This is a genomic window from Roseateles sp. 22389, from assembly GCF_052044995.1.
In the GTDB taxonomy this organism is placed as follows: Bacteria; Pseudomonadota; Gammaproteobacteria; order Burkholderiales; family Burkholderiaceae_C; genus Roseateles.
On record NZ_JBQEOF010000035.1, the window covers coordinates 1 to 19,112 of the forward strand.

Below are 19,112 nucleotides of genomic sequence, written 5' to 3' on the forward strand. Positions count from 1 at the left end.
GCCACGACGCCCGAGCCGACGGTACGACCGCCTTCACGGATGGCGAAGCGCAGACCTTCTTCCATGGCGATCGGGGCGATCAGCTTCACGGTGATGCTGACGTTGTCGCCCGGCATGACCATTTCCTTGTCCTTCGGCAGCTCCACGGCACCAGTCACGTCCGTCGTGCGGAAGTAGAACTGGGGACGGTAGTTGTTGAAGAACGGGGTGTGACGGCCGCCTTCTTCCTTGCTCAGCACGTAGATCTCAGCAGTGAAGTGCGTGTGCGGCTTGATCGTGCCCGGCTTGGCCAGCACTTGGCCGCGCTCGACGTCCTCGCGCTTGGTGCCGCGCAGCAGGATGCCCACGTTGTCGCCCGCCTGGCCCTGGTCCAGCAGCTTGCGGAACATTTCCACGCCGGTGACGGTGGTCTTCTGCAGATCGCGGATGCCCACGATCTCGATTTCCTCGCCGACCTTGATGATGCCGCGCTCGACGCGACCGGTCACCACCGTGCCACGACCCGAGATCGAGAACACGTCTTCCACCGGCAGCAGGAACGCACCGTCCACCGCGCGCTCAGGCGTGGGGATGTAGCTGTCCAGCGCGTCGGCCAGGCGCATGATCGCCTGCTCGCCCAGGTCGCCCTTGTCGCCTTCCAGCGCCAGCTTGGCCGAACCCTTGATGATCGGGGTGTCGTCGCCCGGGAAGTCGTACTTGCTCAGCAGCTCGCGGACTTCCATTTCCACCAGCTCCAGCAGCTCGGCGTCGTCCACCATGTCGCACTTGTTCAGGAAGACGATGATGTACTTCACGCCAACCTGACGAGCCAGCAGGATGTGCTCGCGGGTCTGGGGCATCGGGCCGTCAGCGGCCGAGCACACCAGGATCGCGCCGTCCATCTGCGCCGCGCCCGTGATCATGTTCTTCACATAGTCGGCGTGGCCCGGGCAGTCAACGTGCGCGTAGTGGCGGTTGGCCGTCTCGTACTCGACGTGCGCGGTGTTGATCGTGATGCCGCGGGCCTTTTCTTCCGGCGCCGCGTCGATCTGGTCGTAGGCCTTGGCTTCGCCGCCGAACTTGGCCGCCAGCACGGTCGCGATCGCGGCCGTCAGCGTCGTCTTGCCGTGGTCAACGTGACCAATCGTGCCCACGTTCACGTGCGGCTTGGTACGTTCAAACTTACCCTTTGCCATTTCAATTCTCCAAAAAGAGCATTCGCCCGGTCTGTTGGTTTAGCGTTTCCGCAGCATCCTGATTCCCCGGCGACCGGCAACCGAGGGGACTTGCTGCGAAGACGAATCGATGATCGAGAAACAGATGAGCCGGCGCTCGAGAGCACCGGCTCGGTTCATCACTTCGCGCGAGCGGTGACGATCGCGTCGGCGACGTTCTTCGGAGCTTCGCTGTAGTGCTTGAACTCCATCGTGTACGTCGCGCGGCCTTGCGTGGCCGAACGCAGCGAGGTCGAGTAGCCGAACATCTCGGACAGCGGCACTTCCGCCTTGATGATCTTGCCACCGCCGACCATGTCGTCCATGCCCTGCACCATGCCGCGACGGCTGGACAGGTCGCCCATCACCGTACCAGCATAGTCTTCCGGCGTTTCGACTTCCACGGCCATCATCGGCTCGAGGATGACCGGGCTGGCGCGACGGCAGGCTTCCTTGAAGCCCATCGAGGCGGCCATCTTGAACGCGTTTTCGTTCGAGTCCACGTCGTGGTACGAACCGAAGGTCAGCGTGACCTTCACGTCCACGACCGGGTAGCCCGCCAGCACGCCGTTCGGCAGGCTGTCGATGACGCCCTTTTCCACCGCGGGAATGAACTCGCGAGGAACCACGCCGCCCTTGATGGCGTCGACGAATTCGAAGCCTTTGCCGGCTTCCTGCGGCTCGACCGAGAACACGACGTGACCGTACTGGCCCTTGCCGCCCGACTGACGCACGAACTTGCCTTCGACGTCGGTGACCGACTTGCGGATCGTTTCGCGGTAGGCCACCTGCGGCTTGCCGACGTTCGCTTCCACGCCGAATTCACGCTTCATGCGGTCGACGATGATTTCCAGGTGCAGCTCGCCCATGCCGGAAATGATGGTCTGGCCGGACTCTTCGTCGGTGCGCAGGCGGAAGGACGGGTCTTCGGCAGCCAGACGGCCCAGCGCGATACCCATCTTTTCCTGGTCGGCCTTGGTCTTGGGCTCGACGGCCTGCGAGATCACCGGCTCCGGGAACACCATGCGCTCGAGCGTGATGATGCTGTCCGGATCGCACAGGGTTTCGCCCGTGGTGACGTCCTTCAGGCCCACGCAGGCCGCGATGTCGCCCGCCAGAATTTCCTTGATTTCCTCACGCTGGTTGGCGTGCATCTGCAGGATCCGGCCGATGCGCTCCTTCTTGCCGCGCACCGGGTTGTAGACGGTCGCGCCCGACTGCAGCACGCCCGAATACACCCGCACGAAGGTCAGCTGACCCACATACGGGTCGGTCATCAGCTTGAAGGCCAGCGCCGAGAACTTCTCTTCGTCGGTACGCTGACGCGTAACCGGCTGGTCGTCTTCATCGGTGCCAGCGACCGGCGGGATGTCCAGCGGCGAGGGCAGGAAGTCGATGACGGCGTCCAGCATGCGCTGCACACCCTTGTTCTTGAAGGCGGTGCCGCACAGCATCGGCTGGATCTCGGTCGCGATCGTGCGCTTGCGGATCGCCACCTTGATCTCTTCCTCGGTCAGGTCGCCCGTCTCGAGGTACTTGTTCATCAGCTCTTCGGTGGCTTCGGCCGCGGCCTCGACCATCTTCTCGCGCCATTCCTGAGCCACCTCGACCAGGTCGGCCGGGATGTCTTCGAAGGTGAACTTCATGCCCTGGGAAGCTTCGTCCCAGATGATGGCCTTCATCTTGAAGAGGTCCACCACGCCCTTGAAGTTCTCTTCCGCGCCGATGGGGATCACCACGGGCACCGGGTTGGCCTTCAGGCGGGTCTTCATCTGGTCGACGACCTTGAAGAAGTTCGCGCCGGTGCGGTCCATCTTGTTGACGAACGCGAGGCGGGGCACCTTGTACTTGTTGGCCTGGCGCCAGACGGTTTCCGACTGCGGCTGCACGCCACCGACGGCGCAATAGACCATGCATGCGCCGTCCAGGACACGCATCGAGCGCTCGACTTCAATGGTGAAGTCCACGTGCCCGGGGGTGTCGATGATGTTGAAGCGGTGCTCGGGGTAGGACATGTCCATGCCCTTCCAGAAGCAGGTCGTCGCGGCCGACGTGATCGTGATGCCGCGCTCTTGCTCCTGCTCCATCCAGTCCATCGTGGCGGCGCCGTCGTGCACTTCACCGATCTTGTGGTTCACACCGGTGTAGTACAGGATGCGTTCGGTCGTCGTGGTCTTACCGGCATCGATGTGCGCCGAGATACCGATATTGCGGTAGCGCTCGATGGGGGTCTTGCGGGACATGGTGTCACTCCAAATGCATGGAGCCGCCATCGGGTCAGTAGTAACCCGAGGCGGCCAGAGAGGTCTTGATTAGAAGCGGAAGTGCGAGAACGCCTTGTTGGCGTCTGCCATGCGGTGGACTTCGTCGCGCTTCTTCATCGCGCCACCACGGCCTTCGGAGGCCTCCAGCAGTTCGTTGGCCAGACGTTGAGCCATCGACTTCTCACCACGCTTGCGCGCGGATTCCTTCAGCCAGCGCATGGCGAGGGCCAGACGGCGGACGGGGCGAACTTCCACGGGAACTTGGTAGTTCGCACCGCCAACGCGACGGGACTTCACTTCGACCATGGGCTTCACGTTGTTGATCGCGATCATGAAGACCTCGAGCGGGTCCTTGCCGGACTTCTGCTCGACTTGCTCCAGGGCGCCGTAAATGATGCGCTCTGCGACGGCCTTCTTGCCCGATTCCATGATGACGTTCATGAACTTGGACAGATCAACGCTACCGAACTTCGGGTCCGGCAGGATCTCGCGCTTGGGTACTTCGCGACGACGTGGCATGGGATTCTTCCTTCAATGCTTCAGTTGGTCAGGGCTCTCGCCCCGCCGCGGATCTCCACCGACATCTGGGGGGATCCACTTACTCGGCTGCCGGTGCACCTGCACTCGGGCCGCAAAAATTCGATGACCTCTCGGCCACCAAGACCTGGGCTGATTAAGCCTTCTTCGGACGCTTGGCGCCGTACTTCGAACGCGCTTGCTTGCGGTCCTTCACGCCCTGCAGGTCCAGCGAACCGCGGACGATGTGGTAACGCACACCCGGCAAGTCCTTGACACGACCGCCGCGCACGAGCACGACGCTGTGTTCCTGCAGGTTGTGGCCTTCACCGCCGATGTACGAGATGACCTCGAAACCGTTGGTCAGGCGCACCTTGGCGACCTTACGAAGCGCCGAGTTCGGCTTCTTCGGGGTGGTGGTGTACACGCGGGTGCAGACGCCACGACGTTGCGGGCACGACTGCATGGCCGGCGACTTGGATTTCGTCACCTCGGTCTCACGACCGTGGCGAACGAGCTGATTGATGGTTGGCATAAGTAACTTGTTCCCGTTTGAAGTCACAACCCCAGCGCATCCTGGCCTTGTGGCACCGCGTCAGATCGAGGCGTTCCACAAGCGACAAAAGCGCAGCACCTTGCGGCACCACGCTCGGATCAACCCCGGATCCGGTTCGAAACCTGGACCCCGGACGCATCAAGACATGCTGGAGAGCCGGCGATTGTAGGCGAGTTCAGTGAAATCGCACAAGGCGCTATGCTGCCGGACCCTATGACCGACGCTGTCTCCATCACCCTTCCGCCGCTTCCGGACAACACGGCCGCCCCGGGCCGACTGGTCATCCTGGACACGCAGGTCGTCATGGACTGGCTGGTGTTCGATGAGTCCACCCTGTTGCCGCTCATCGCTGCAGTGGAGAGCCGGCACTTACATTGGGTCGCCACGGCGGCGATGAAGGCGGAGCTGCTGCACGTGATCGGGCGGGGCGTCGCGGCCCGCTATTCACCGGACCTCCAGCGCGTGGAGACGGCCTTCACGCAACATTGCCGGTTCGTCGAGGAACCCTCCTTGAGCATCGCGCGCCCCCGATGCAGCGACACCGACGACCAGAAATTCATTGATCTCGGCCTGGCACTCGCCGCGACGGCACCGACTTGGCTGATCTCGCGTGATCGCGCCGTGCTGAAGGTGGCCAAGCGCGCCGCCCGGCTTGGACTGCCCATCCTCTCGCCAGCCGCCTGGCTGAAGCTGAACGCTGGATGAGCCGCGCGCGCGGACGCTGGGCGCCCGCGCCACGATGCGGGCAATGAAAAAGGCTGCCGCCCTTGCGGGACGGCAGCCTTCGGGTGGTCGAGCCGCGGACGGCTCGACCCGGGTCGCTTCGATTACTCGCCAGTGCCGGCATCGCTGGCCGCGTCGAGCGCGGACAATTGCACCGCCGCCATTTCCTCGGCTTCCTGCATGGCGATGGAGCGGCGCTCGGCGTCGTCCATCTCTTCCTTGGCGCGGCGCGCCTGGTGGAAGGCCATGCCGGTACCGGCCGGGATCAGACGACCGACGATCACGTTCTCCTTCAGGCCACGCAGTTCGTCGCGCTTGCCCATGATCGCGGCTTCGGTCAGCACGCGGGTCGTTTCCTGGAACGACGCCGCGGAGATGAACGAGTCCGTCGACAGCGAGGCCTTCGTGATGCCCAGCAGCACGTCGGCGTGCGTGGCGATCATCTTGCCCTCGCCGCGCAGGCGGTCGTTGGTGTCCAGCAGCTCCGAACGCTCGACCTGCTCGCCGGCGATGTAGGACGAATCGCCCGGGTTGACGATCTGCACGCGGCGCAGCATCTGGCGAACGATCACCTCGATGTGCTTGTCGTTGATCTTCACGCCCTGCAGACGGTAGACGTCCTGCACTTCATCGACGATGTAGCGCGCCAGTTCCTCGATGCCCAGCAGACGCAGGATGTCCTGCGGATCGGCCGGGCCGTCGACCACGAGTTCGCCGCGGTTCACCACCTGGCCTTCGTGCACCAGGATGTTCTTTTCCTTGGGCACCAGCAGCTCGTGCTTGCGGCCTTCCGGATCGGTGATCTCCAGGCGGACCTTGCCCTTGGTCTCCTTGCCGAACGAGACCGTGCCGGTCTGCTCCGCCAGGAAGCCGGCGTCCTTCGGCGAACGGGCTTCGAAGAGTTCCGCCACCCGCGGCAGACCGCCGGTGATGTCGCGGGTCTTCTGGCCTTCCACCGGGATACGCGCCAGCACTTCGCCCGGAGCGAGCTCCTGACCATCGCGCACCTGGATCAGCGCGCCGACCTGGAAGCCGATCGTCACCGAATGATCGGTGCCGGGGATCTTCACTTCCTGGCCGTTGGCGTCCAGCAGCTTGACCTGCGGACGGACCACCTTGGCGGCACCGCGACGCTTCGGGTCGATCACGACCAGCGTGGACAGACCCGTCACCTCGTCGACCTGCTTGGCCACGGTGACACCTTCCTCGACGTTCTCGAACTTCGCCTGGCCGGCGAATTCCGTGATGATCGGGCGGGTCAGCGGGTCCCAGGTCGCCAGGATCGTGCCGGCCTTGATGGTCTGGTCGACCTTGATGTTCAGCAGGGCGCCGTACGGCACCTTGTGACGCTCGCGCTCGCGGCCGTGCGGGTCGGTGATGATGATTTCGCCGGAACGCGAGATCACGACCAGTTCGCCCTTGCCGTTCGTGACGTAGCGCATCGTGGCATTGAAGCCGATGATGCCGTCCGACTTGGCTTCGACGCTGGAGGCCACCGCCGCGCGCGACGCCGCGCCGCCGATGTGGAAGGTCCGCATCGTCAGCTGGGTGCCGGGCTCGCCGATCGACTGGGCGGCGATGACGCCGACCGCTTCGCCGGTGTTGACCATGCCGCCGCGACCCAGGTCACGGCCGTAGCACTTGGCGCACAGGCCGAAACGCGTGCCGCAGGTCAGCGGCGTACGGACCTTGACCTCGTCGACGCCGGCCGCTTCCAGCACATCCAGCGTGTCCTCGTCCAGCATGTTGCCGGCGACCAGCAGGGTGGCTTGCGTTTCCGGATGCACGACGTCGATGGCTGCCACGCGGCCCAGGATGCGGTCGCGCAGCGACTCGATCACCTCGCCGCCTTCGACCAGCGCGCGCATGTGGATGCCGTTGTCGGTGCCGCAATCGGACTCGGTCACGACCAGGTCCTGCGTCACGTCGACCAGACGACGCGTCAGGTAGCCGGAGTTCGCGGTCTTCAGCGCCGTATCCGCCAGGCCCTTACGAGCACCGTGGGTGGAGATGAAGTACTGCAGAACGTTCAGGCCTTCGCGGAAGTTCGCCGTGATCGGCGTCTCGATGATGGAGCCGTCCGGCTTCGCCATCAGGCCCCGCATGCCGGCCAGCTGACGGATCTGCGCCGCGGAACCCCGCGCGCCCGAGTCGGCCATCATGTAGATCGAGTTGAACGACTCCTGCTCGACTTCCTTGCCGTTGCGGTCGAGGATCTTCTCCTTCGACAGCTGCGACATCATGACCTTGCCGACTTCGTCACCGGTCTTGCCCCAGATGTCGACGACCTTGTTGTAGCGCTCGCCGGCGGTCACGAGGCCCGAGACGTACTGCTGCTCGATCTCCTTGACTTCCTTCTCGGCGCGGTCGATCAGCTCGGCCTTCTGCTTGGGCACCAGCATGTCGTCGATGGCGATCGAGATGCCGGCGCGCGTGGCCAGCTTGAAACCGGACTGCAGCAGCTTGTCTGCCAGCACCACGGTTTCCTTCAGGCCGCACTTGCGGAAGGACGTGTTGATCAGGCGCGAGATTTCCTTCTTCTTCAGCGCCTTGTTGATGTTGCTGAACGGCAGGCCCTTCGGAAGGATCTCCGACAGCAACGCGCGACCGACGGTCGTGTCCACCAGCTTGGTCTCGGGGATCCACTCGCCCGTGTCCTTGTTCTTGGTGTACTCGGTCAGGCGGACGCTGATCTTGGCGGTGATCTCCACCGCGCCGTTCTCCAGCGCGCGGATCATCTCGGGGATGTCCGAGAAGACCATGCCCTCGCCCTTGCCGTTGGTGCGCTCGCGGGTCGCGTAGTACAGACCCAGCACCACGTCCTGCGACGGCACGATCGACGGCTCGCCCGAGGCCGGGAACAGCACGTTGTTCGAGGCCAGCATCAGCACGCGGGCTTCCATCTGCGCTTCGATCGACAGCGGCACGTGGACGGCCATCTGGTCACCGTCGAAGTCGGCGTTGAACGCCGCGCAGACCAGCGGGTGCAGCTGGATCGCCTTGCCTTCGATCAGCACCGGCTCGAACGCCTGGATGCCCAGGCGGTGCAGCGTCGGCGCGCGGTTCAGCAGGACCGGGTGCTCCTTGATGACCTCTTCCAGGATGTCCCAGACGACCGGGGTGCCGCTCTCGACTTCCTTCTTCGCCGCCTTGATCGTGGTGGCGATGCCCATCGCCTCCAGGCGCGAGAAGATGAAGGGCTTGAACAGCTCCAGCGCCATCAGCTTGGGCAGGCCGCACTGGTGCAGCTTGAGCGTCGGGCCCACGGTGATGACCGAACGGCCGGAGTAGTCGACGCGCTTGCCCAGCAGGTTTTGCCGGAAGCGACCGCTCTTGCCCTTGATCATGTCGGCCAGCGACTTCAGCGCGCGCTTGTTCGCGCCGGTCATGGCCTTGCCGCGGCGGCCGTTGTCCAGCAGCGAGTCGACGGCTTCCTGCAGCATGCGCTTTTCGTTGCGCACGATGATCTCAGGGGCCTTCAGCTCGAGCAGGCGGGCCAGGCGGTTGTTGCGGTTGATGACGCGGCGGTACAGGTCGTTCAGGTCCGACGTCGCGAAGCGGCCGCCGTCCAGCGGCACCAGCGGACGCAGGTCCGGCGGCAGCACCGGCAGCACTTCCAGCACCATCCAGTTCGGCTTGATGCCCGAGCGCTTGAAGGCCTCCATCACCTTCAGGCGCTTGGAGTTCTTCTTGATCTTCAGCTCGGAGCCGGTCATGTCGTTGCGCAGGCGGTCGATCTCGACGTCGAGATCCATTTCCGCCAACAGCTTCTGGATGCCTTCGGCGCCCATCAGCGCGATGAACTCGTCACCGTACTCGACGCGCTTCGCGTCGTAGTCGTCCTCGGACATGATGCTGAACTTCTTCAGCGGGGTCATGCCCGGATCGACGACGACGTACGCCTCGAAGTACAGCACGCGCTCGATGTCACGCAGCGTCATGTCGAGCACCAGGCCCAGACGCGACGGCAGCGACTTCAAGAACCAGATGTGCGCGCAAGGAGCGGCCAGCTCGATGTGGCCCATGCGCTCACGGCGCACCTTGGTCTGGGTGACTTCGACGCCGCACTTCTCGCAGATCACGCCGCGGTGCTTCAGGCGCTTGTACTTGCCGCACAGGCACTCGTAGTCCTTGATCGGGCCGAAGATCTTGGCGCAGAACAGGCCATCACGCTCCGGCTTGAAGGTCCGGTAGTTGATGGTCTCGGGCTTCTTCACCTCGCCGAACGACCACGAGCGGATCTTCTCGGGCGAGGCCAGCCCGATCTTGATCGCGTCGAAATGTTCGTCCGGGGTGAATTGCTTGAACAGGTCCAACAAACCCTTCATACGTTTCTCCTGTTCTCTTTAGTTGCGCTCGAGCTCGATGTCGATGCCCAGCGAACGGATTTCCTTCACCAGCACATTGAACGACTCGGGCATGCCGGCTTCGATCGAGTGCTCGCCCTTGACGATGGACTCGTACACCTTGGTCCGGCCGTTCACGTCGTCGGACTTCACCGTCAGCATTTCCTGCAGGATGTACGAAGCGCCGTAGGCTTCCAGCGCCCACACTTCCATCTCGCCGAAACGCTGGCCGCCGAACTGCGCCTTGCCGCCCAGCGGCTGCTGGGTGACGAGCGAGTACGGGCCGGTCGAACGGGCGTGCATCTTGTCGTCCACCAGGTGGTGCAGCTTCAGCACGTGCATGTAGCCGATCGTCGTCGGACGCTCGAACTGCTCGCCGGTGCGGCCGTCATACAGGAAGGCCTGCGTGCGGCTGGGCGTGAGGCCCTTCTTCGCGGCGATGTCGTCCGGATAGGCCAGCTTCAGCATCGCGCGGATTTCCTGTTCCTTCGCGCCGTCGAAGACGGGGGTCGCGAAGGTGGCGCCGTGCTGCAGGTTGCGGGCCATGCCCAGGACTTCCTCGTCGCTCAGCTGGGCGAGGTCCTCGGACTTGCCGCCGTTCTGGTTGAACAGCTGGTCCATGAACTCGCGCAGCTCGGCCACGCGGGCCTCGCGCTGGAGCATGTCGCCGATGCGCTGGCCAATGCCCTTGCCGGCCCAGCCCAGGTGGACTTCCAGCACCTGACCCACGTTCATCCGCGACGGGACGCCCAGCGGGTTCAGCACGATGTCAGCGGGCGTGCCGTCGGCCATGTAGGGCATGTCCTCGATCGGGGTGATCTTGGACACGACACCCTTGTTGCCGTGACGGCCGGCCATCTTGTCGCCAGGCTGCAGGCGGCGCTTGACGGCCAGGTACACCTTGACCATCTTCAGCACGCCGGCGGGCAGCTCGTCGCCCTGCGTCAGCTTCTTGCGCTTCTCGTCATAGGCGAGGTCGAAGCTGTGACGGGTCTGCTCCAGCGAGTTCTTGATCGATTCCAGCTGGTTGGCGATGTCGTCCTCGGCGGGACGAATGTCGAACCAGTGGAACTTCTCGACCTCGGCCAGGTAGTCCTTGGCGATGACGGTGCCCTTGGTGATCTTCTTCGGACCGCCGTTGGCGACCTTGCCCACCAACAGCTTCTCGACGCGATCGAACGCGTCGGCTTCCACGATGCGCAGCTGGTCGTTCAGGTCCAGGCGGAAGCGCTTGAGCTCGTCGTCGATGATCTGCTGGGCGCGCTTGTCGCGCTGGATGCCTTCACGGGTGAACACCTGCACGTCGATGACGGTGCCGTTGGTGCCCTGGTCCACGCGCAGCGACGTGTCCTTCACGTCCGAGGCCTTCTCGCCGAAGATCGCGCGCAGCAGCTTCTCTTCCGGCGTCAGCGTGGTCTCGCCCTTGGGCGTGACCTTGCCGACCAGCACGTCGCCCGGGTTCACCTCGGCACCGATGTACACGATGCCGGATTCATCCAGACGCGCCAGTTGCTGTTCGCTCAGGTTCGGGATGTCGCGGGTGATTTCCTCGGAGCCCAGCTTCGTGTCACGCGCCATGACCACCAGTTCCTCGATGTGGATCGAGGTGTAGCGGTCTTCGGCCACCACGCGTTCGGAGATCAGGATCGAGTCTTCGAAGTTGTAGCCGTTCCACGGCATGAACGCGACCAGCATGTTCTGGCCCAGAGCCAGTTCACCCAGGTCGGTCGAGGCACCGTCGGCGATGATGTCTTCCGCGGCGACGCGGTCGCCACGCTTGACGATGGGACGCTGATGGATGTTGGTGTTCTGGTTGCTACGCTGATACTTGATCAGGTTGTAGATGTCGACACCGACTTCACCGGCCACGGTCTCGTCGTCGTTCACGCGGATCACGATGCGGTTCGTGTCGACGTAATCGACCACGCCGCCGCGACGCGCGGCCACCACCGTGCCCGAGTCCTTTGCGGCCACGCGCTCGACGCCCGTGCCCACGAAAGCCTTTTCCGGACGCAGGGTCGGAACGGCCTGACGCTGCATGTTGGCGCCCATCAGCGCGCGGTTCGCGTCGTCGTGCTCCAGGAACGGCACCAGCGACGCCGCCACCGACACGATCTGCGTCGGCGCCACGTCCATGTACTGGATGCGTTCGGGCGAGGTCAGCACCGATTCGCCGTTCTCACGCGCGGAGACCAGTTCGTCGACCAGTTGACCGGCCTCGTTCAGCGACGCGTTCGCCTGGGCGATGACGTACTTGCCTTCCTCGATGGCCGACAGGTAGTCGATCTGGTCGGTGACCTTCGAGTCGACCACGCGGCGATACGGCGTCTCCAGGAAGCCGTACTCGTTCAGGCGCGCATACAGCGCCAGCGAGTTGATCAGACCGATGTTCGGGCCTTCCGGCGTTTCGATCGGACAGACACGGCCGTAGTGGGTCGGGTGCACGTCGCGGACTTCGAAGCCGGCGCGCTCGCGGGTCAGACCGCCCGGGCCCAGGGCCGAGACGCGACGCTTGTGCGTGATCTCGGACAGCGGGTTGGTCTGATCCATGAACTGCGACAGCTGCGACGCACCGAAGAACTCCTTCAGCGCCGCAGAGATCGGCTTGGAGTTGATCAGGTCGTGCGGCATCAGGGCTTCGGTCTCGGCCTGGCCCAGACGTTCCTTGACGGCCTTCTCGATACGCGCCAGACCCGAGCGGTACTGGTTCTCGGCCAGTTCGCCGACGCAGCGCACGCGGCGGTTGCCCAGGTGGTCGATGTCATCGACCTCGCCGCGGCCATTGCGCAGCTCGACCAGGATCTTGACGACGTCCAGGATGTCTTCGTTCGACAGGGTCATCGCACCGGTCGGGATGTCGCGGCCCACGCGGGCGTTGAACTTCATCCGGCCGACGCGCGACAGGTCGTACGTGTCGTCGCTGTAGAACAGGCGGTTGAACAGGGCCTCGACGGCGTCTTCCGTCGGCGGCTCGCCGGGGCGCATCATGCGATAGATCGCCACGCGCGCGGCCAGTTGGTCGGCGGTCTCGTCCGACGCCAGCGTCTGGCTGATATACGCGCCTTCATCCAGCTCGTTCGTGAACAGGCACTGGATGTCCTTGATGCCGGCGCCGCGCAGCTTCTTCAGCAGCGAGTCGGTCAGCTCGTCATTGGCCTTCGCGATGATCTCGCCGGTGTCCGGGTCGACCATGTTCTTCGCCAGGACGCGGCCCAGCAGGAAGTCTTCCGGCACGGTCACGTGCTGCGTGCCAGACTGCTCCAGTTGGCGCACGTGGCGGGCGGTGATGCGCTTGTCCTTCTCGACCAGCACGTTGCCGCTCTTGTCGGTGATGTCGAAGCGCGCAACCTCCCCCTTCAGGCGTTCGGCCACGAACTCCATCTGGGCGCCCGAGTCCATCAGGCGGAAATTGTCGAAGACGAAGAAGTGCGCCAGGATCTGCTCGGGATTCAGGCCGATGGCCTTGAGCAGGATCGTCACCGGCATCTTGCGGCGGCGGTCGACGCGGAAGTACAGGATGTCCTTCGGGTCGAACTCGAAGTCCAGCCACGAGCCGCGATACGGAATGATGCGGGCCGAGAACAGCAGCTTGCCGGACGAGTGGGTCTTGCCCTTGTCGTGCTCGAAGAACACGCCGGGCGAGCGGTGCAGCTGCGAGACGATGACGCGCTCGGTGCCGTTGATGATGAACGAGCCGTAGTCGGTCATGAGCGGCACTTCGCCCATGTAGACCTCTTGCTCCTTGATCTCCTTGACCGTCTTGGGCTGCGGGCTTTCCCGGTCGTAGATGATCATCTGCAGCTTCGCGCGCACGGCGGCGGCGAAGGTCAGGCCGCGCTGCTGGCATTCGCGAACGTCGAACGGCGGCTTGGCGATGTTGAATTCGAGGAACTTCATTTCCACGAACCCGTTGTGCGACACGATCGGGAACGTGGACAGGAATGCCGCTTGCAGGCCTTCCGGTTTGCGCTTCAGAGGAGCGACATCCTTCTGCAGGAAGTCGACATACGACTCCTTCTGCATCGTCAGCAGGTACGGAACGTTGAGCACGCTCACGCGCTTGCCGAAGCTCTTGCGGATGCGCTTGCGCTCGGTGTAGCTGTAGGGGGTTGCTTGCGCCATAAAGACTCCGTGTCGAGCGCGCCCCTGGCCTGGAGGCGCGCTGCGTCGGCGACTGGCTGTTCGGGCGTTGCACCCGAAGCTTGGTGGTTGGCCACTACCAACCGCTGGCGGACAACCCCGGCCACCGGACGGCACGGAGGGCGTTGCACCCCACGCGTGACGCACGGCCAAACCGCGGCCCGACCAAACCGTTCTCTGCAGTCGGATCAGAGAACACTCGAAAGAACCGTGCATGATACCGCACGATGCTTTCGATTGCTCTTTGTCAACCGGAACCGCACAGGGACAAACCCTGAAACGAGGAAAGGGGAGGCCCCATGGGACCACCCCTCTCGCGAATTGGAATCCGGTGAACGAGTCACCGGATCCCCACAAGGTCTTACTTGAGTTCGACCTTGGCGCCGGCTTCTTCCAGCTTCTTCTTGGCAGCTTCGGCGTCGGCCTTGGCAATGCCTTCCTTGACGGGCTTCGGAGCGCCGTCGACCAGGTCCTTGGCTTCCTTCAGGCCCAGGCCGGTGATTTCGCGAACGGCCTTGATGACCGAGACCTTGTTGGCGCCGGCGTCCGTCAGGACGACGTTGAACTCGGTCTTTTCTTCGGCGGCGGCAGCGCCACCAGCGGCAGCGCCGCCAGCAGCCGGAGCGGCCATCGAAGCGGCGGACACGCCGAACTTCTCTTCAATCGCCTTGACCAGGTCGTTCAGTTCCAGAACGGTCATGCTGTCCAGGGCAGCCAGGAAAGCGTCTTTGTCGAATGCCATGATAGGTTCCTAAATACAGAGTGTTTTGATTGCGCGAATGCAGCGTCGATCAGGCTGCGGCAGGAGCTTCTTCGGCAGCGGCTTCGGCGCCGCCACCCTTCTGCTGAGCCAGGGCAGCCAGCACGGCCGCGGTGCGTTGCACCGGCGACTTGAGCAGGCCGGCGATCTGCGACAGCAGGACTTCCTTGGTCGGGACAGCCGCCAGCGCCTTCACGCCGTTGACGTCCAGAGCCTTGCCGCCGTAGGCACCACCCTTGATGACGAGCTTGTCGTTGGTCTTGGCAAAGTCAGCGATGACTTTGGCAGCCGCGACAGCGTCTTCCGAAAAGCCGTAGATCAGCGGGCCGACCATGGCGTCCGTTGCAGCCTCGAACGAGGTGCCGGCGACAGCACGGCGAGCCAGGGTGTTCTTCAGGACATGAAGGTACACGCCTTGGGCACGCGCGGTGACGCGCAGCTTGTTCAGGGCTTCAACGGTGAGGCCACGGTACTCAGCCAGCGCCAGCGTCTGGGACTTGGCGGCTTGCGCTGCCACGTCGGACACGACGGCTGCTTTCTCGTTGCGATTGAGACTCAAGGTCTACTCCTCACATTACGCCCTCGATGCGACGGAGGTCCATCGCGTCTCGGGCACCGGAATCAGCGACCTTCTGTCAGGAACCCATCGCGACGAATCGCGATTCGAATCCTTTCAGCGGGACCGCCATCTGCGCTGGCTGGAGGCCGGAGCCTCCGATTAAGCGAGCTCCCCGAACTGCGGGAACTCTCGCCAGCGGTCTTGGATGACCTGGCCGGGTTTCCCCGGCCAGCCCACCAATTCATCGGCGCACGCCAGACTCGCGTGACGCCTCAATTGAATGAAGCCTCAGGCGGCCGCTGCGGCGTTGATCGTGCCGACGTCCACGCGGGCGCCAACGCCCATCGTCGACGAGACAGCGATCTTGCGCAGGTAGATGCCCTTGCTCGAGGCCGGCTTGGCCTTGTTCAGGGCTTCGACCAGCGCGCGCAGGTTGCCTTCCAGCTTGTCGGTGTCGAACGAGCGACGGCCGATCGTGCCGTGGATGATGCCGGCCTTGTCGACGCGGAACTGGACCTGGCCAGCCTTGGCGTTCTTGACGGCGGTGGCGACGTCCGGGGTCACGGTGCCGACCTTCGGGTTCGGCATCAGGCCGCGCGGGCCCAGGATCTGACCCAGGGTACCGACGATGCGCATCGTGTCCGGCGAGGCGATCACGACGTCGAAGGGCATGTCGCCCGCCTTGACGCGCTCAGCCAGGTCTTCCATGCCGACGACGTCGGCGCCGGCGGCCTTGGCTTCTTCAGCCTTGGCGCCTTGGGCGAACACGGCGACGCGCTTGGTCTTGCCGATGCCGTTGGGCATCACGACGGCGCCACGGACCACCTGGTCCGACTTCTTCGCGTCGACGCCGAGTTGGATCGACACATCGATGGCTTCATCGAACTTGGCGGTGGCGCATTCCTTGACGAGGTTGATCGCCTCGGTCAGCGCGTACAGCTTGGTCGACTCGACCTTGCCCTGCAGGGCTTGTTGACGCTTGGTCAGCTTGGCCATGTCAGACACCCTCCACGATGATGCCCATCGAACGGGCGGAGCCGGCGATGGTACGGACAGCGGCATCCATGTCGGCGGCCGTCAGGTCCTTCTGCTTGGTCTTGGCGATCTCTTCCAGCTGGGCGCGGGTCAGCTTGCCGACCTTGTCCAGATGGGGGCGCTGCGAGCCCTTGTCAATCTTGGCAGCCTTCTTCAGCAGCACGGTCGCCGGGGGCGACTTGATGATGAAGGTGAAGCTCTTGTCCACGAAGGCGGTGATCACGACGGGCAGCTTGAGGCCCGGCTCATAGCTCTGCGTCTGGGCGTTGAACGCCTTGCAGAATTCCATGATGTTCAGACCACGCTGACCCAGCGCGGGACCGACCGGAGGCGACGGGTTCGCCTTGCCAGCCGGGATTTGCAGCTTGATGTAGCCGACAATCTTCTTGGCCATGTTTTCTCCTGATGGCGACACGACGGCCACGCCGTTTCGCCTGAGTGCTAGCGCGAGGGGCTGGTCCGGAAGACGTACCCTCGCTCCTCTTGCCCGCTTCTCGTTGCGGACTGGTCACGGAAGGTTGCGCCGGCTTTCGCCGTCGAGCACCTTCGGGCTCTTGTTCATTGGCGGAATGACGAATGGCGGCCCGAGCCGCCATGCCATTCACCGCCGATCAGACCTTCTCGACCTGGGCGAAGTCCAGCTCGACGGGGGTCGCACGACCGAAGATCGTGACCGAGACGCGCAGCTTCGACTTGTCGTAGTTGACTTCCTCGATGCTGCCGTTGAAGTCGGTGAACGGACCTTCCTTGACGCGGACGATCTCGCCGACGATCCATTCCACCTTCGGCTTGGGCTTGTCGACGCCCTCTTGCATCTGGTTGACGATCTTCATGACCTCGGCTTCCGAGATCGGCGCCGGGCGGTTCTTCGCACCACCGACAAAGCCGGTGACCTTGGACGTGTGCTTGACCAGATGCCAGCTGTCGTCGTCCATCACCATCTCGACCAGCACGTACCCGGGGAAGAAGCGACGCTCGGTCACGGCCTTCTTGCCGTTCTTCAGCTCGACGACCTCCTCGGTCGGCACCAGGATGCGACCGAATTTGTCCTGCATGCCGGCGCGGTCGATGCGCTCGCGCAGGTTGCGCTCCACCGCCTTTTCCATGCCGGAATAGGCGTGCACGACATACCAGCGCTTGGCCGGGCCAGCGGGCGCGGTCGACTCGGTCGCAACGACGTTTTGATCTTCGCTCATCTTGGTCCCCATCCGTTCCCGCTCAGCGCTTCCAACCCAGGATCAGGTCGTACAGCACCCACTCCAGCGTCTTGTCGGTGAACCACAGGAAGAGCGCCATCACCACGACGAAGGCGAACACATACAACGTCATCTGGCCAGCTTCCTTGCGGGTCGGCCAGACCACCTTGCCCACTTCCTTGATCGAGTCCTGGCCATAGGCAATCAGCGACTTGCCGGACTCCGACGTGAAGAACGCCCCCACGGCCGCAGCCAGCAACGCGAGCAGGGCACCCCACTGCACCCACGGACCTTGCTTGCTCAGCGCGTAGAAGGCGACGATCGCGGCCACCAGCAGCAGCACGGCGCCAGCCAGCTTGACCTTGTCGGCGCCCGTCGTGACGGTTTCGACTTGAGGATTGGACATTGAACTCACTTCCGTCGCGGCTCAGCGCCGCGACATTTGTTCGCCTGGAACATTCCAGCCGAACCCACCAGCAGCAAAGCCCGCCGAGATGACTCCCGCGGGCTTGGCGCGACCACTAGGACCAACGTTCGCTTATCGCTGATCGTTGGCAGGGGCAGAGGGTCTCGAACCCCCAACCTTCGGTTTTGGAGACCGACGCTCTGCCAATTGAGCTATGCCCCTGTGGCCTTTGACTTGAATTACTCGATGATCGTCGCCACGACGCCCGAGCCGACGGTACGACCGCCTTCACGGATGGCGAAGCGCAGACCTTCTTCCATGGCGATCGGGGCGATCAGCTTCACGGTGATGCTGACGTTGTCGCCCGGCATGACCATTTCCTTGTCCTTCGGCAGCTCCACGGCACCAGTCACGTCCGTCGTGCGGAAGTAGAACTGGGGACGGTAGTTGTTGAAGAACGGGGTGTGACGGCCGCCTTCTTCCTTGCTCAGCACGTAGATCTCAGCAGTGAAGTGCGTGTGCGGCTTGATCGTGCCCGGCTTGGCCAGCACTTGGCCGCGCTCGACGTCCTCGCGCTTGGTGCCGCGCAGCAGGATGCCCACGTTGTCGCCCGCCTGGCCCTGGTCCAGCAGCTTGCGGAACATTTCCACGCCGGTGACGGTGGTCTTCTGCAGATCGCGGATGCCCACGATCTCGATTTCCTCGCCGACCTTGATGATGCCGCGCTCGACGCGACCGGTCACCACCGTGCCACGACCCGAGATCGAGAACACGTCTTCCACCGGCAGCAGGAACGCACCGTCCACCGCGCGCTCAGGCGTGGGGATGTAGCTGTCCAGCGCGTCGGCCAGGCGCATGATCGCCTGCTCGCCCAGGTCGCCCTTGTCGCCTTCCAGCGCCAGCTTGGCCGAACCCTTGATGATCGGGGTGTCGTCGCCCGGGAAGTCGTACTTGCTCAGCAGCTCGCGGACTTCCATTTCCACCAGCTCCAGCAGCTCGGCGTCGTCCACCATGTCGCACTTGTTCAGGAAGACGATGATGTACTTCACGCCAACCTGACGAGCCAGCAGGATGTGCTCGCGGGTCTGGGGCATCGGGCCGTCAGCGGCCGAGCACACCAGGATCGCGCCGTCCATCTGCGCCGCGCCCGTGATCATGTTCTTCACATAGTCGGCGTGGCCCGGGCAGTCAACGTGCGCGTAGTGGCGGTTGGCCGTCTCGTACTCGACGTGCGCGGTGTTGATCGTGATGCCGCGGGCCTTTTCTTCCGGCGCCGCGTCGATCTGGTCGTAGGCCTTGGCTTCGCCGCCGAACTTGGCCGCCAGCACGGTCGCGATCGCGGCCGTCAGCGTCGTCTTGCCGTGGTCAACGTGACCAATCGTGCCCACGTTCACGTGCGGCTTGGTACGTTCAAACTT

The 19,112-nt window shown here is 63.9% G+C and carries 14 protein-coding genes and 1 tRNA gene; 1 reads left to right on the forward strand and 14 read right to left on the reverse strand.

All coding sequences use genetic code 11. The annotated features are described in order from the left end of the window. The 4 genes from tuf (ACTJKJ_RS26980) to rpsL all read right to left on the reverse strand — a co-directional run. Nucleotides 1-1,175: elongation factor Tu (gene tuf, locus ACTJKJ_RS26980; RefSeq protein ID WP_440821259.1), on the reverse strand; the 1,175-nt coding region annotated here is incomplete at its 3' end. Between the two features lie 158 nt (nucleotides 1,176-1,333). After that, nucleotides 1,334-3,436, reverse strand: a complete 2,103-nt coding sequence (fusA, locus tag ACTJKJ_RS26985; protein ID WP_440823233.1) for an elongation factor G — start codon at nucleotides 3,434-3,436, stop codon at nucleotides 1,334-1,336. Nucleotides 3,437-3,505: 69 nt separating this feature from the next. After that, nucleotides 3,506-3,976, reverse strand: coding sequence for a 30S ribosomal protein S7 (gene rpsG / locus ACTJKJ_RS26990; protein ID WP_091728098.1), 471 nt, complete (start codon nucleotides 3,974-3,976; stop codon nucleotides 3,506-3,508). A 154-nt stretch (nucleotides 3,977-4,130) separates the two neighbouring features. Beyond that, entirely contained in the window at nucleotides 4,131-4,508 is a 378-nt protein-coding gene (rpsL, locus tag ACTJKJ_RS26995) for a 30S ribosomal protein S12 (RefSeq protein ID WP_091728101.1), read from the reverse strand. Between the two features lie 234 nt (nucleotides 4,509-4,742). On the opposite strand from rpsL, the gene ACTJKJ_RS27000 reads away from it, so the two are divergent. Further along, entirely contained in the window at nucleotides 4,743-5,234 is a 492-nt protein-coding gene (locus ACTJKJ_RS27000) for a PIN domain-containing protein (protein ID WP_297382984.1), read from the forward strand. Between the two features lie 122 nt (nucleotides 5,235-5,356). On the opposite strand, the gene rpoC is transcribed toward ACTJKJ_RS27000, so the two are convergent. The 10 genes from rpoC to tuf (ACTJKJ_RS27050) all read right to left on the reverse strand — a co-directional run. Beyond that, nucleotides 5,357-9,580, reverse strand: a complete 4,224-nt coding sequence (gene rpoC / locus ACTJKJ_RS27005) for a DNA-directed RNA polymerase subunit beta' (protein ID WP_091728111.1) — start codon at nucleotides 9,578-9,580, stop codon at nucleotides 5,357-5,359. An 18-nt stretch (nucleotides 9,581-9,598) separates the two neighbouring features. Next, nucleotides 9,599-13,720 (reverse strand): DNA-directed RNA polymerase subunit beta, encoded by a 4,122-nt coding sequence (rpoB, locus tag ACTJKJ_RS27010; RefSeq protein WP_440823237.1) that lies wholly within the window; start codon nucleotides 13,718-13,720, stop codon nucleotides 9,599-9,601. 379 nt (nucleotides 13,721-14,099) lie between these two features. Next, nucleotides 14,100-14,480: a 50S ribosomal protein L7/L12 gene (gene rplL / locus ACTJKJ_RS27015; RefSeq protein ID WP_091728117.1), complete on the reverse strand. Its 381-nt coding sequence runs from the start codon at nucleotides 14,478-14,480 to the stop codon at nucleotides 14,100-14,102. A 49-nt stretch (nucleotides 14,481-14,529) separates the two neighbouring features. Further along, complete coding sequence (gene rplJ / locus ACTJKJ_RS27020) at nucleotides 14,530-15,057, reverse strand: 50S ribosomal protein L10 (RefSeq protein WP_297390175.1); 528 nt, start codon at nucleotides 15,055-15,057, stop codon at nucleotides 14,530-14,532. Between the two features lie 288 nt (nucleotides 15,058-15,345). Then, complete coding sequence (gene rplA, locus ACTJKJ_RS27025; protein ID WP_091728122.1) at nucleotides 15,346-16,053, reverse strand: 50S ribosomal protein L1; 708 nt, start codon at nucleotides 16,051-16,053, stop codon at nucleotides 15,346-15,348. Between the two features lies 1 nt (nucleotide 16,054). After that, a complete protein-coding gene (gene rplK, locus ACTJKJ_RS27030) occupies nucleotides 16,055-16,486 on the reverse strand; it encodes a 50S ribosomal protein L11 (protein ID WP_440823240.1) in 432 nt (143 codons plus the stop codon). A gap of 217 nt (nucleotides 16,487-16,703) precedes the next feature. Then, on the reverse strand, nucleotides 16,704-17,288 hold the full coding sequence (nusG, locus tag ACTJKJ_RS27035) for a transcription termination/antitermination protein NusG (RefSeq protein WP_091731642.1): 585 nt from the start codon (nucleotides 17,286-17,288) through the stop codon (nucleotides 16,704-16,706). 22 nt (nucleotides 17,289-17,310) lie between these two features. Beyond that, nucleotides 17,311-17,694 (reverse strand): preprotein translocase subunit SecE, encoded by a 384-nt coding sequence (gene secE, locus ACTJKJ_RS27040; RefSeq protein WP_091728126.1) that lies wholly within the window; start codon nucleotides 17,692-17,694, stop codon nucleotides 17,311-17,313. A gap of 146 nt (nucleotides 17,695-17,840) precedes the next feature. Next, nucleotides 17,841-17,916 (reverse strand) — tRNA-Trp (locus ACTJKJ_RS27045). 17 nt (nucleotides 17,917-17,933) lie between these two features. Beyond that, on the reverse strand, nucleotides 17,934-19,112 hold a 1,179-nt coding region (gene tuf / locus ACTJKJ_RS27050), incomplete at its 5' end, for an elongation factor Tu (RefSeq protein WP_440821023.1).